General features: G+C 64.4%; 15 protein-coding genes. 8 read left to right on the forward strand and 7 right to left on the reverse strand.

Translation table 11 applies throughout. The features are described from left to right. The first annotated feature begins 27 nt into the window (after nucleotides 1-27). Genes Q7V46_RS16230 through Q7V46_RS16245 form a run of 4 tightly spaced genes read left to right on the forward strand, consistent with a single transcriptional unit; the run spans nucleotide 28 to nucleotide 2,900 of the window. On the forward strand, nucleotides 28-930 hold the full coding sequence (locus Q7V46_RS16230) for an alpha/beta hydrolase (RefSeq protein ID WP_304914599.1): 903 nt from the start codon (nucleotides 28-30) through the stop codon (nucleotides 928-930). A 3-nt stretch (nucleotides 931-933) separates the two neighbouring features. Then, a complete protein-coding gene (locus Q7V46_RS16235) occupies nucleotides 934-1,761 on the forward strand; it encodes a TlpA disulfide reductase family protein (protein WP_304914600.1) in 828 nt (275 codons plus the stop codon). Between the two features lie 13 nt (nucleotides 1,762-1,774). Continuing rightward, nucleotides 1,775-2,416 carry a class I SAM-dependent methyltransferase gene (locus tag Q7V46_RS16240; protein ID WP_304914601.1) on the forward strand — a complete coding sequence of 214 codons (642 nt, stop codon included), beginning with the start codon at nucleotides 1,775-1,777 and terminating at the stop codon, nucleotides 2,414-2,416. A gap of 7 nt (nucleotides 2,417-2,423) precedes the next feature. Then, nucleotides 2,424-2,900, forward strand: a complete 477-nt coding sequence (locus Q7V46_RS16245) for an isoprenylcysteine carboxylmethyltransferase family protein (RefSeq protein ID WP_304914602.1) — start codon at nucleotides 2,424-2,426, stop codon at nucleotides 2,898-2,900. 22 nt (nucleotides 2,901-2,922) lie between these two features. Here Q7V46_RS16245 and Q7V46_RS16250 read toward each other — a convergent pair whose 3' ends face one another. Further along, a complete protein-coding gene (locus Q7V46_RS16250) occupies nucleotides 2,923-4,650 on the reverse strand; it encodes an FAD-dependent oxidoreductase (RefSeq protein ID WP_304914603.1) in 1,728 nt (575 codons plus the stop codon). A gap of 47 nt (nucleotides 4,651-4,697) precedes the next feature. On the opposite strand from Q7V46_RS16250, the gene Q7V46_RS16255 reads away from it, so the two are divergent. Further along, on the forward strand, nucleotides 4,698-5,195 hold the full coding sequence (locus Q7V46_RS16255) for a MarR family winged helix-turn-helix transcriptional regulator (RefSeq protein WP_304914604.1): 498 nt from the start codon (nucleotides 4,698-4,700) through the stop codon (nucleotides 5,193-5,195). A 262-nt stretch (nucleotides 5,196-5,457) separates the two neighbouring features. On the opposite strand, the gene Q7V46_RS16260 is transcribed toward Q7V46_RS16255, so the two are convergent. From Q7V46_RS16260 to Q7V46_RS16280, 5 genes are all read right to left on the reverse strand, one after another. Then, the gene (locus tag Q7V46_RS16260; RefSeq protein WP_304914605.1) at nucleotides 5,458-5,802 is read right to left on the reverse strand and encodes a single-stranded DNA-binding protein; all 345 of its coding nucleotides are present in this window, start codon (nucleotides 5,800-5,802) and stop codon (nucleotides 5,458-5,460) included. Between the two features lie 147 nt (nucleotides 5,803-5,949). Then, nucleotides 5,950-6,426, reverse strand: a complete 477-nt coding sequence (locus Q7V46_RS16265; RefSeq protein WP_304914606.1) for a hypothetical protein — start codon at nucleotides 6,424-6,426, stop codon at nucleotides 5,950-5,952. Between the two features lie 20 nt (nucleotides 6,427-6,446). Beyond that, nucleotides 6,447-6,878: an FKBP-type peptidyl-prolyl cis-trans isomerase gene (locus Q7V46_RS16270; protein ID WP_304914607.1), complete on the reverse strand. Its 432-nt coding sequence runs from the start codon at nucleotides 6,876-6,878 to the stop codon at nucleotides 6,447-6,449. 427 nt (nucleotides 6,879-7,305) lie between these two features. Beyond that, nucleotides 7,306-8,295: a TRAP transporter substrate-binding protein DctP gene (dctP, locus tag Q7V46_RS16275; protein ID WP_304914608.1), complete on the reverse strand. Its 990-nt coding sequence runs from the start codon at nucleotides 8,293-8,295 to the stop codon at nucleotides 7,306-7,308. A 46-nt stretch (nucleotides 8,296-8,341) separates the two neighbouring features. Continuing rightward, nucleotides 8,342-8,785: a type II 3-dehydroquinate dehydratase gene (locus Q7V46_RS16280; RefSeq protein WP_304914609.1), complete on the reverse strand. Its 444-nt coding sequence runs from the start codon at nucleotides 8,783-8,785 to the stop codon at nucleotides 8,342-8,344. Nucleotides 8,786-8,975: 190 nt separating this feature from the next. Here Q7V46_RS16280 and Q7V46_RS16285 point away from each other — a divergent pair, with 190 nt between their 5' ends. From Q7V46_RS16285 to Q7V46_RS16295, 3 genes are all read left to right on the forward strand, one after another. After that, nucleotides 8,976-9,767, forward strand: a complete 792-nt coding sequence (locus tag Q7V46_RS16285; RefSeq protein WP_304914610.1) for an IclR family transcriptional regulator — start codon at nucleotides 8,976-8,978, stop codon at nucleotides 9,765-9,767. Between the two features lie 69 nt (nucleotides 9,768-9,836). Continuing rightward, nucleotides 9,837-10,586, forward strand: coding sequence for an SDR family oxidoreductase (locus tag Q7V46_RS16290; RefSeq protein WP_304914611.1), 750 nt, complete (start codon nucleotides 9,837-9,839; stop codon nucleotides 10,584-10,586). 203 nt (nucleotides 10,587-10,789) lie between these two features. Next, nucleotides 10,790-11,650, forward strand: coding sequence for a hypothetical protein (locus Q7V46_RS16295; RefSeq protein WP_304914612.1), 861 nt, complete (start codon nucleotides 10,790-10,792; stop codon nucleotides 11,648-11,650). Between the two features lie 29 nt (nucleotides 11,651-11,679). Here Q7V46_RS16295 and Q7V46_RS16300 read toward each other — a convergent pair whose 3' ends face one another. Further along, the gene (locus Q7V46_RS16300) at nucleotides 11,680-12,159 is read right to left on the reverse strand and encodes an acyl-CoA thioesterase (RefSeq protein WP_304914613.1); all 480 of its coding nucleotides are present in this window, start codon (nucleotides 12,157-12,159) and stop codon (nucleotides 11,680-11,682) included. Nucleotides 12,160-12,248 lie beyond the last annotated feature (89 nt).

Genomic DNA, 12,248 nt, shown 5'->3' on the forward strand with positions numbered 1-12,248 from the left:
GATGTCTCGGGGCAGCAGCTCATGATCATGGGTGCATTGACCACTGTCGGTGGTCTTTGGGCCCTGCAGAAGTGTGCCCATCTGGGCATCGTCAGGGGCTTGCGTGCACCACGCGTCAGCCATGAGCTTCGATCGCACGCCTCAGGCCTGCCGCGTGATCAGGTCACGGAGATTGATATCCCGACTACCGGCGGCAAGCGCTTGTCAGCCTGGCTGGTGATGCCGCCGAGAAGCTCCGGGACACCTCTGCCAGCCGTGCTGGTGATGCACGGCTGGGGGTCGAACGCCGCGATGATGTGGCCGGTTGTGCCGCCGCTGCATGCGGCCGGTTTTGCCGTGCTGCTCATGGACGCGCGGTGTCACGGGCACAGCGATGACGAGACTTTCACCTCGATGCCGCGCTTCGCGGAGGACATGGCTTCGGGGCTTGCCTGGTTGAGAACGCAGCCCGCCATTGCGGGCGACCAGCTGGCGCTGCTGGGCCACTCGGTTGGCGCGGCCGCCGCTTTGCTGCACGCTTCGCAGCATGACGACGTTCGCGCCGTGGTCAGCCTGTCTGCTTTCGCACACCCCGAAGAGGTGATGCGACGGTTCATGGCTGAAAAACGAGTCCCGTATCCCTTGTTGGGCTGGTACGTTCTGCGCCATGTACAGAAAGTGATTGGCACCTCCTTTGACAGAATCGCCCCCCTTCGAACATTGGCCGCCGTGAACTGTCCCACCTTGCTGGTGCACGGTTTGTCCGATCGCACGGTCCCGGTGGAGGATGCCCGACGATTGGTGGCTGTGTCCAGCAAGGCGCGGTTGATGCTCGTGGAAGGTGATCACGATCTGCGCGACGCCCTGGCACCCCATGGCCCTGCGCTGGTGGCGTTTCTGCGCGACGCCATCGAAACGCCAACTGACAAACCCCACAGCGGAGCCGGCTGACCCATGTTGTCCCTCTCACTCGGCCCGATCGCACTGCCGGTGGCACCCCTTGTGCTGTTGTGCGCCGTCTGGGGCACATCCTTTCTCGCTTCTCGCCTCGCGCGCAAGAGCGAAGACGCGGCTCAGGGCGAGGTGGCTGGCAACACCGTGTTCCACGCCGCGCTGGTCGGCTTGCTGGCAGCGCGCCTGGCCTACCTGGTCATCCATGCCGATGCCTACCTCGCGTCGCCGCTGTCGGCGCTGGATGTGCGTGACGGCGGCTGGAACGCACCTGCGGGACTGGTCGCTGGTTTGGTCTGGTTGGCATGGCGCAGCCTGCGCTGGCCCAGGCTGAAAAAAGCCTGGCTCGTGAGCAGTCTGGCCGGTGTGACCGTCTGGTGGCTCGCATCCACCGCGATCGGTCTGGCTGGCTCGCCGTCCATGCCGGATGTGGAGCTGGCCGGACTGGAAGGGGGCGAATCCCTCACCCTGTCGCAGGCGGCTCAAGGGCGACCCGTGGTCGTCAACCTGTGGGCGACCTGGTGCGCGCCCTGCCGCGTCGAGATGCCCATGCTGGCCGCCGCGCAACAGCGCGAAACAGCCGTGGGCTTTCTCTTCGTCAATCAGGGCGAGTCGCCCGCTGCGGTGCAAACCTACCTGCGCCAGGAGGGTTTGCCGCTGCGCGAGGTGCTGCTTGACAAGGGATCCAGACTCGGCGAAGCCATTGGCTCACGCGGTATTCCTGTCACGCTTTTCTACGATGCACAGGGCAGGCAGGTCGATGCCCACTTTGGCATCCTCAATGCTGCCGCACTGGAGAGCCGCTTGCGCCAGCTTCGACCAACCAGATGAATACCGTCACCCCATGAATACCAACACCAAGACCTCCTCACCATTCAACTCGCCCGCCCAGACCTGGAACCAGCGCTTTGCCGCGCCCGGTTTCCTGTTCGGTTCCGCGCCCAATGCCTGGCTGCGTGAGCACGCATCCGTCTGGTCGCCGGGCGAGCGAGTGCTGTGCGTGGCCGATGGCGAGGGCCGAAACAGCGTCTGGCTGGCCGAACAGGGGCTCGACGTGGAGGCCTTCGACATCGCAGAGGTGGGCGTGGCCAAGGCCCGTGACCTCGCTGCGCAGCGGGGTGCGACGGTCAACTTCTCAGTTGCTGACTGTGACGACTACGCCTGGCCCGAGGCGGCCTGTGACGGGGTCGCTGCCATCTTCGTGCAGTTTGCAGACCCGGCCCTGCGCGAGCGGCTGTTCGCGCGCATGGTTCGTGCGCTGAAGCCTGGGGGCCATCTGGTGCTTCAGGGGTACACGCCCAGGCAGCTGGAATACAAGACCGGCGGGCCGCCGCTGGCTTCGCATCTGTATACCGAGGCCCTGTTGCGCGAGGCGTTCGCCGAGCTCGATATCGTGGCGTTGCGTGAATACGAAGAGGATCTGGCCGAAGGCAGTGGCCACCATGGCCGTTCCGCCCTGATCGGGCTGGTCGCCCGGCGTCGCTGATCGCGACATGTCCATGCACCTCCCCGACAAACGCTTTGCCAACCGCCTGGGCACCACACTGGTCGTGCTTCAGTTCGGTTGCATCCTCCTTCTGGCCGGGTGGGCCGCACCGGCATTCCTGGCGGGGCAGGTGCCAATGGGTGCGTGGTTCAGCACCGTGCTGGGTGTGCTGCTGGGCGCGTGGGCCTTGTCCAGCAATCGGCTGGGCAACTTCAACATCCGGCCGGTACCGCGCGAGGGCGGGACGCTGGTTCAACAAGGACCCTACCGCTGGATCCGCCACCCGATGTATTCCGCTGTGATCGCCTGTGGACTGGCATGCGCGTGGACCAGCGCCACCTGGGGCGCCTGGCTGGTGCTGGCTTTGCTGGTGGTCGTGCTGGTGGTCAAGGCCGCCTTCGAAGAACGGTGGATGGTCGCCGCGCATCCCGGCTATGCCGGCTATCGCCTTCATACAAAGCGCTTCCTGCCATGGATCGTCTGACTCTTTGTGCGCCAACCTGTTGTCAGGTGGTCCTTGCACGGATTCTGGCGACGCGATCCCAGACCGCGTCAGCATCCTGCGCATCCCGGCCACGCCACGCGATCACCTGATCGGGCCTCACGATCAGCAGACCCGCGTCCAGCAGGGCGCCCACCTGGTCCGTAGTCAGCATGAGCAGCTTCACATCGAGTCCTGCCGCGTGTCCTGCGTCTGCGAGCGCTTGCGCCTCGGCTTGCAACTGGCTGGGCGCGAGCACGGTCCATTCGAAGCCCAGCAGGTCGTACAGCGAGCGCTCACCCTCGAGCCAGCAATGGGGCAGGCGCCCACCCGGGTTCGTGGTGGGGATGTATTCGTTGGCCTGGTCGGTGGGTATGTGCGCTGGGTCGCTGTACACCAGCGGCGAGTGGTCATAGCGTTCACCGAACGTGACACCCGGAATGTTGAACTCGCGACGCACGTGCGCGCCCAGTTCGGCGCTTGCGTGGGCGCGCAGCTGTTCGCCCTCATTTCCATCGGCCTCCAGCGCGGGCGTGGCTTCGAACAATCCCACCGAGTCGGCAAACTGACGCGCATACGCTGTGTTGCGCAGGCCGATGGGTCGGCGTTCCTGCTCATAGCTGTCCAGCAGCGATGGGTGTGACTGCCCCTTGACCACGGCGGCGAGCTTCCAGGCCAGGTTGACCGCATCGCCCACAGCGGTGTTGTAGCCCAGACCGCCCGTGGGCGTGAACAGGTGGGCGGCGTCGCCTGCAAGGAACACGTTGCCTTGCTGGTAACGCTCGGCCACCAGCGAGTGGCCTGCGATCCAGATGCCGGTTGAAAGAATCTCGATGTCGAGGTTGGCCATGCCGCTGGCTTCAGCAAAAATGCGCCGCGCGTCCTCGTGCGTCCATTGTTCCGGGGTTTCGCCAGGTTGAACGGCCGCGTGGAAGGCGAACTCGCCCCGGCCATCCACCGAAGCCATGAACACCCGTCGCTCGTGATTGACCGACACGTACATCCAGGCGATGTCGTGCGGAAACTGCTGGTAGAAGGCGGGGGCACGCAGGTAGATGGCAAACATTTTGCCGCCCATGAACTGGCGCTGCAGACCGGTGGCCCCCACCATGCCGATGCCGAGTGCATTGCGCACGGAGCTGCGGGCGCCATCTGCACCAATCAGGTAGCGGGCGTGCACCGTGACCGGCTTGCTTTCCTTCGCTACAGGTGTCACCTGCGCGGTCACGCCATCGGCCGTGTCTTCAAACGACTGCAGTCGCCAGCCAAATCCGATTTGTCGGCCTGTGCGCTTTTCCGCGTGTTCACGCAGCACCGCTTCCACAAACTTCTGCGATACGCGGTGGGGCAGTTCGGCCGCGCTCCACGATCCGCCCAGCTGTTTGATCTGCTGCGTGGCCTGGGCGGCGGTGGGCAGCCGCAGGCGGGCCAGTTCATGGTGCGCGAATCGGGTGAAGTAGGCGATGTCGGTGGGGTGATCACCGGGCAGGCCGAGTGCGCGCACCTGTTGTGAAATGCCGATGCGCCGGAAATGCTCCATGGTGCGCGCCTGGGTGGCATTGGCCTGCGGGTTGAAGGCGGTGCCCGGCTTCGGGTCCACCACCAGACAGGCTACATTCCTGAGGCCAAGTTCGTTTGCCAGCATCAAGCCGCATGGACCCGCGCCAGCGATCAGGACGTCCACATTCAGCTCGAGGCCTTGAGCAGTGAGCAGATCCATCGGCAGGTGGTCCGGCAAGGTCTGGTTTGGCATGTCTCGGTCCCATATAGTTAGGTTACCTTAGTAATTCCATTCTACGCATGAAGCCGGTTTCAACAAGGCCCCCCCGGGCCAGCGATGCCTGGCGCCTTGGCAATGCCGGTCGGGTGCTGGGCGACGCGCTCACGCGTTTCGAAGCCCGGGTGCTTGAACTCATGACCCTCGCCGGCCATGGCCACACACGGCTTTCTCACGTCAATCTCACCCGACATCTGGATCTGGAGGGAACACGCATCACCGAACTGGCACGCCGTGCCCACATGACGAATGCGGCCATGACCGAGTTGATCGATCAGTGTGAAGCCCTCGGACTGGTGGCGCGAGCCGTGGATGCCAGCGACAAGCGCGCCCGCATGGTGCGTTTCACCGATGCAGGGCGCGACTGGTTGATCGCCTTCGGAAAGGCGGTGAAGAAGGCCGAGCGCGAACTGTTCACAGAGATCGGCCCCGAGGCCTGCGCAGTGCTGCTGGATGGCCTGGGACGCTACGCCGGCAAGGTGCGGTCAATCCGGGTGGGCACCAGCAACGATCCCCAGTGATTGCTGGTGCGAGGTTGAAGCGGCCGGTGGTGCCAGGAGCCTGCGCGGCAGAACGACATCGGCTGCAACCCATGGAGAAAAGTCCCACTTCGCCCCCGTTTTTCCGGCTGTGGCTACGGCCACAGTCCTCAAAATCGGCGCCGAATTGGGCTCTTTTCCCACGCGTTTCGCTTCGATGCCTTCTGCCGCGCAGGCTCCTAGGTCCGTCAGCGGCACTTTGGGTTGCGCTGGTGGTTAGGCGAAAGGGCGTGAGCGCCTCCTGTCAGGCCGGTTCCGTTCCGGCGCCGCCAATGGCAGACTGCTTGTGGCTCACGTGGTACGCCGTCAGCACATGGGCCGCGATCATGTCCAGGCTGGGGCGGGTGTTGCCCTGCTTGTCGGTCCACACCTTGGGTGTGAGCGAGCCGGAGAGTGCAATGGCGTCGCCATCAGTGAGGGCGAGCAGGGCGGCGCAGGGAGCATCGTCAAAGGCGATGACGTTGACGATGTGTTCCTCATCGGCCTTGTTGCGTGCCAATACCCTGGCCACCATATACGAGCGGCCCGTCTTGTCCACGCGGCGCGAGGCATCTCCCATCAGCCGACCTGCGATCAATCCGTCAATCATGTGTGGGCCTTTTTTTTGGCTGAAAAGAATCAGCTCCGCCGCCTGAAAAAGCGCCATCCAGGGCACCGCCGGGTCGGCTCTGCCGAACGGCCATTGCCGCCCCCTTGAGGGGGTCGCGCGAAGCCCGACGCGGGTGATTTGTTGTACTCACCTCGGCTTCACAAAGTCTGAGGCGATCCAGGCTTGCGCGCTGTCCACCGTCAGTTTGAAGGTGGGTGGCGCCGGCACGCAGGCCAGCAATTCCTGGAACTCATCCAGCGCTCTCAAGTTGGCGGTGGCGCCTTCTTCGTCGGGAACAATGGCCAGTTCCACCCGAATGCGCCGGCCATCGACCGACACGCTCACGTTCTTGTTGAGTTCGGCATGGCGCTGCTGTTCGGACCGGCGAATCACCTCCTTGGCCGTTTTGACCAGGGTGTTGAAGGTGCCGGTGTCCAGCGGCTTGGGGTTCTTCTTGTCGCGGCCCATGGTCCAGGGGCCCACCAGGGCGGGCTCTGCCTCGCCATCGAGGTACATGGCCACCGCCCAGCCGTCATCGTCTTCGTTCTTGATGACGCGGGCGGTCCAGTGTTCGTCGCTCCATACGCGGTCTTCGTGCACGGGCTCGTGGGTGTCAGCGCTCATTTGTGCGGTGGGCGTAAAACTCATTGGCCCTGGACGGCCAGCAGCTGCACCTGGAATTTCAATGTGCTGTTGGGCGGGATCACGCCGGGAATACCGCGCTCGCCGTAGGCTGTTGCGGGTGGGCAGGTCAGGTCGGCGGTGTCACCCACTTTCATTTCCTGCACCGCCTGCGTCCAGCAGGGCACCACCCGGTTGAGCGGAAAGCTGGCGGGTTGGCCGCGCTTGAACGAGCTGTCGAACTCGGTGCCGTCGAGCAGCGTACCGCGGTAGTGCACCTGCACCGTGTCGGTGGCCCTGGGCTTGGTGCCCTGGCCGGCGGCGCTCCATTTCATGGCCACACCGGAGGCCAGTACCTTGTCAGCGGGCAGTGCAGTGGTCTGGGCGTGGGCGGTGAAGACGCTCGTGGCAAGGACGGTGGACAGGAGAGCGACCAGGGTGTAGCGGTGTGTCATGGTTTGAAGGTGGGTGGCATTGGGGGGAGGCAGGTAGGGCGTGCGCAGGTCTGCAGTGGTTCAAGAACCGGATCTGCATTCTGCAGAACGAAGGCTTCCGTGGGCCCATCGCCTGCGCCAATGAGGCGTGTGACCGCAGACCCGACGGTCAACTGCCCGTTGCTGAAACATGCAAGGGTAGCCGAAGCGCAGGCTACATGTTGCTCTGGGTCTGGAAGACCGGTGCCGTTCTCGCATCTTTGCCATGGAAATGCGCGATACCAGCACCCCTGACGCGCCTGCCGGGTGTGGTCTTTTTTTGTGTTCGCCCGCGGGGCGCTTTCAGCCGCTGGAGCCATGGTGCGTGAAAGCGCTGACGCAGGTGCTGCGATCCCTGGACAGCAACTCGCTCGCCACGGTTGCCCGCCCCCCATCCACCAGCCAGGCGTCACCTCATGGCATTGATCTTTTCCAGCATGCCCGCTGGCCATTGTTTGGCTTCGGCGGACGCCAGATAGATCTTTTGCGCGTGCTCGCGGAAGGCGTCAATGTTGGGCTCGTACACGTCCAGACCCTGCTGGCGGAAGCTCTCGGCCAGTTCCTTTTCTCGCTTGAGGTGTTCGGCCGTGCTCCAGGCGATGGCCTTGTCGGCGGCAGCCTGGAAGGCTTGCTGCCTGGCGGGCGTCATGCTTTCCCAGATCTTCATGCTCACCGTGAGCAGGTCGTAGCCCACCAGGTGCGAGGTCAGCACGATCTGCGACATGACCTCGAAGAACTTCATGTTCTGCACGTTGGGCAGGGGATTGTCCTGGCCGTCGATCGCGCCGGTCTGCAAGCCGGTGTAGGTCTCGGCGTAGGCCATGGGCGTGGGGTTGGCACCCAGCGAGCGGCCCAGCAGGGCCCAGCTTTCGCCGGGAGGCATGCGCAGCTTGATGCCGGCCAGGTCGGCAGGCACGTTGATTTTTTTCTTGGGCTTGAGGCCGACCTGGCGCGTGCCGAAGAACGTGGGCCCGAGGATCTTCACCTTCAACTGGTCTTCGACCATCTTCTTCATCTCGGTGCCCATGTCGCTGGCGAAGAAGGCACCGAGGTGGTTGGCGTCGCGGAACAGGTAGGCCGAGGTGAGCAGCGACCAGGCGGGCACCTGTTTGGAAATGTCCTGTGGCCCGATGTTGCCCATGTCGAGGTTGTTGCGCTGCAGGGCCACGAGCTCCGTGCCCTGGCGGTACAGGGTGGAGTTGAGGTAGACCTCGAGCTTGAAGTCGGCTTCCACGTCTTTGCCGAACATGCGCATCATGTCGGCGCGAATGTCGCGGTCGGAAAACACGGCGGCAAAGCGCAGCGGGGTGGTGCCCTGCGCCCATGCGGGCAGGAAGGTGGTGGATGCCAGGGCAGCGCCGGCAGCGATGGCGTGGCGGCGGTTGATGTGACGGTTCATGGCCAATGTCTCCTGTGGTTTGGGGTGAAAAGCAAGCAGAAAAAACTCAGTCGGCGCGCAGTTGCTGGTGCACGGCCCGGATCGCCAGTTCGTAGCCGAACGCACCGAAGCCGCAGATGACGCCCGTGGCGGCCAGCGACACCAGCGATTTCTGGTACAGCTCGTCGCGGCGGTGGATGTTGGTGATGTGCACTTCCGCGAGCGGCTTGTCCAGCGCCTTGAGCGCGTCCAGCAAAGGAATGGAACGGAACGACAGCCCCGCCGGGTTGATGACCACGGCGGCCGCGGTTTCGCGCGCTTCGTGCACCCAGTCGACCAGCACCCCTTCGTGGTTGGATTGGCGAAATTCGCAGCCCAGTCCGAGTTCGCTCGCCACCCGGCGGCAGAGCTGCTCAACCTGGGCCAGCGTGGTGCTGCCATACAGCGTGGGCTCGCGCACCCCTAGCAGGTTCAGGTTGGGTCCGTTGAGGATGTGGATGGTGTCGGTCATGGCGATGATGTATCGGGTCGTCGGCCGGGATGGGTCGGGTGACTGGTCAATGGCGCGGAGTGCGCATACATTGGTGGCTGCGTTTTTCAGTCCATCAAGGGGTGCCACCAGGTTCTTGCCGCCGATTCTTGACCCGGACCAGGAAAGACTTTCCAAACTGGAAACCGATTCCGCCATACAAAAAACCCACATGAGCCTTGCACTGGATCGCGGACTTTCCCTGCTGGAACACCTGGCCGCCCATCCCGGCGGTTTGGCGCTGGCCCAGATGGCGTCCGATCTGGACATTCCACTGAGCGCCTGCCACCGCCTGCTGGACGACCTGCAGCGCCGCGGCTATGTGCGGCAGCTGCGCGCGCAGGGCGACTACATGCTCACCACCAAACTGGTGTCGATGGGTCTGGGCTACCTCAGCACGGCGGGCATCGTCGACATCGCCGAACCGTTGCTGGAGCGGCTGGCTCAAAGTTCGGGGGAACTGGTTCGCCTGTCGATCGTGGACGACGACCGCCTGACCTGGATCGCGAAGGCACAAGGCATGCGCCAGGGCCTGCGTTACGACCCCGACATGGGCATGGACGCGCGTCTGTCCTGCACAGCGTCTGGTCATGCCTGGCTGCTCACGCTCAGCGACGAACGCGCGCTCGACCTCGTCACCCGCCAGGGCTTTGGTTTGCCCGCCGACTACGGGCCCAAGGCGCCCACCACCGTGAAAGCCTTGCTGGGCTATCTGCACGCCGCGCGTGTGCGGGGCTACGCCATGATCGACGAGGTGTTTGCCCCCGGCATGAGTGCCATGGCCGCTCCAGTGATGCGCCGGGGGGAAGCGATCGGTGTGCTCAGTATCGCGGGGCCGCGCATCCGGCTCACCAGTGAGCGCATGCACGCCCTTGCGTCTTCACTGCTGGCTGCAGCGGCCGAGCTGGGCCCGATCAGCAATGGTTCCAGCCTGTTCGGGCGACCGCCACTGGGCAAGGGGTGAGCCTGCGCCTTTTCAACCAGCTGTGGCACAGTGCCCCATCTTTTCCCATTGCCCAAAGGAATCCACTCCATGACCTCATATGCAATCGTCACCGGCGCCGGAAGCGGCATTGGCCGTGCCTGTGCCCTGGGCCTGTTGGCCGAAGGCTGGCACGTGGCCTTGATGGGTCGGCGTGCCGACGCGCTGCAGGCCACCGCTGAAGCCGCTGGCGCAAACGCCGCCCATGCCTTGGTGCTGCCCTGCAACGTCGCCGACGACGAGGCGGTGGCGGCCGCCTTTGCGGCCGTGCGAGAGCGCTTCGGCCGACTCGACCTTTTGTTCAACAACGCCGGCGGCGGGCTGGGCGCGAAGACACCAGATCTGGTGAGCGCTGCCGAATGGCGTCAGGTCGTGGACGTGAACCTCAATGGTGCGTTCTACTGCCTGTCGCAGGCTTTCAAGCTCATGAAAGAGCAGGCGCCCATGGGCGGGCGCATCATCAACAACGGCTCCATTTCGGCTTACGCGCCCCGGCCGGGCTCCATTGCCTACACCGCCACCAAGCACGCGGTCAGTGGCCTGACCAAGACGGCTGCGCTGGACGGTCGACCTTATGGCATTGCCGTGGGTCAGATCGACATCGGCAACGCCGCCAGCGAACTCACGGCCCGCATGGCCGATGGTGTGCCCCAGGCCGACGGCAGCGTCCGGCCGGAGCCGCGGATGGAACTGCAGGCCGTGGTCGAGACGTTCATGGGCATGGCGCGATTGCCTCTTTCGGCCAATGTGCTGTTCACCACCGTCATGGCCACCAACATGCCCTACATCGGGCGCGGCTGACCCTGTTGTGCGCAGTCCCCTGGCCAGGCCATCGTCGCGCAGAGTCGCCTGCGACCCCGGGGGATGCCGTCTTGCGTGACGGAGTTGGCGTCAGACGGCTTCTTGCGCGCGCCGAACCGCACTATGCTTGACGCCATGCGTGCGCAGGGGCCTGAGTTTCGCCAGCGCGACCGAATTGGACGGATTCCACCCGCGGAGAACACATGGCGAGCGATTTGGATACGGTCAGGGTGCTGAGGGCGCTCTTCAACGACATGCCGCGTGCGCCGGAAGGCCTGTCGCAGGAAGAGACGGTGGCCTGGGTGCGGCAGTCGATGATCGACTACGAAGGTGGCGACATGGCCTACATGCTCGAACACGTGACCCGCAACGCCATGCTCGACATCGCCTTGCGCCTGCGCGAAGACGGCAACCTGCAGGACGACGCTGCCTTTGACGAAACGGTGGAAATGCTGTCCACCCCGGAGGGCCGCAAGACCTTCATGGATCGCATCATTGCCGCCCAGAAAACCGTGGACGCCACGGCGCGCTTGCTGCGGCGCGCCAAGCGCATGCCGGGAGAGCCCGAACCGCATTTCAGTTCGCTGCCTGAAGAGATCCAGCGCTTCATTGATGGGGGGCCCAGTGGCCCGGGGCCGCTGTATGCCGAGTATTCAGCCCGGGAAGACGTGATTGAAATCGGCGTGTTCCATGCCGCACCGGCGCAAGTGCATGAGTTTTCTTGGGGTTTCGTGACCGAGCACGAGCAGGCCTGGCACATCTATGTGGCCGATGTCTGGCGCCGGGGAACGGTGGGCTACTTCGACCGCTTCGACCGGGTCTGGCAAAGGGAAACAACCGCCCCGCGTGGTGGCCCTTTGCTGGCCTCTCCTGTGCCGCCAGGCATTGCCATGGACGATGGCATCGGCAGCTTCTGCAGCCTGGTGCTGACGTCAGAGGCAGGGCTTTCCGATCCTGACCTTCGTCACTGGGTGGGCGAGGTGTTCATCCAGCAGGTGCTGCCCTACATGGTGAGCCAGGTGCTGGACGATGATGACGATCTTCCCTTGCCCACTGGGGCCTGAAAGAACAGGACCAGGTCTCCTGCCGCTGGCTATCCGGTGTGAAGGGCAGCGAACCGGCGCTGCATTTCGCGCCGCATCTCGCGCCGGATCTCGGCGGCCGCATGGCGACGGTGCTCGTCGGGCGTGACGGGTGCCAGTGCCGGCACCGCAGCGGGCTTGCCATCGTCGTCCACCGCCACCATGGTGAAGAAGCAGCTGTTCACATGCCGCACCGACTGCGCGCGGATGTCTTCGGCCACTACCTTGATGCCCACCTCCATCGACGAGTTGCCGGTGTGGTTGATGGAGGCCAGGAAGGTGACCAGTTCACCCACCTGGATAGGCTGCCTGAACATGACCTGATCCACGCTGAGCGTGACCACGTAACGGCCGGCGTAGCGGCTGGCGCATGCGTAGGCCACCTGGTCCAGCAGCTTGAGGATGGAGCCGCCGTGGACCTTGCCGGAAAAGTTCGCCATGTCGGGCGTCATCAACACGGTCATGGTCAGTTGGTGTGCAGGCAGGTTCATGGTGCGGGATGGCTCTGAGAGGGTGTCGGGGGAAAAAACGAAGTATGGGGGAAATGGAACCTGGAACCCATGGTGGAGCGGGTGCGACG

The sequence above is a fragment of the Hydrogenophaga sp. genome, from assembly GCF_030651625.1.
Taxonomy (GTDB): Bacteria; Pseudomonadota; Gammaproteobacteria; order Burkholderiales; family Burkholderiaceae_C; genus Hydrogenophaga.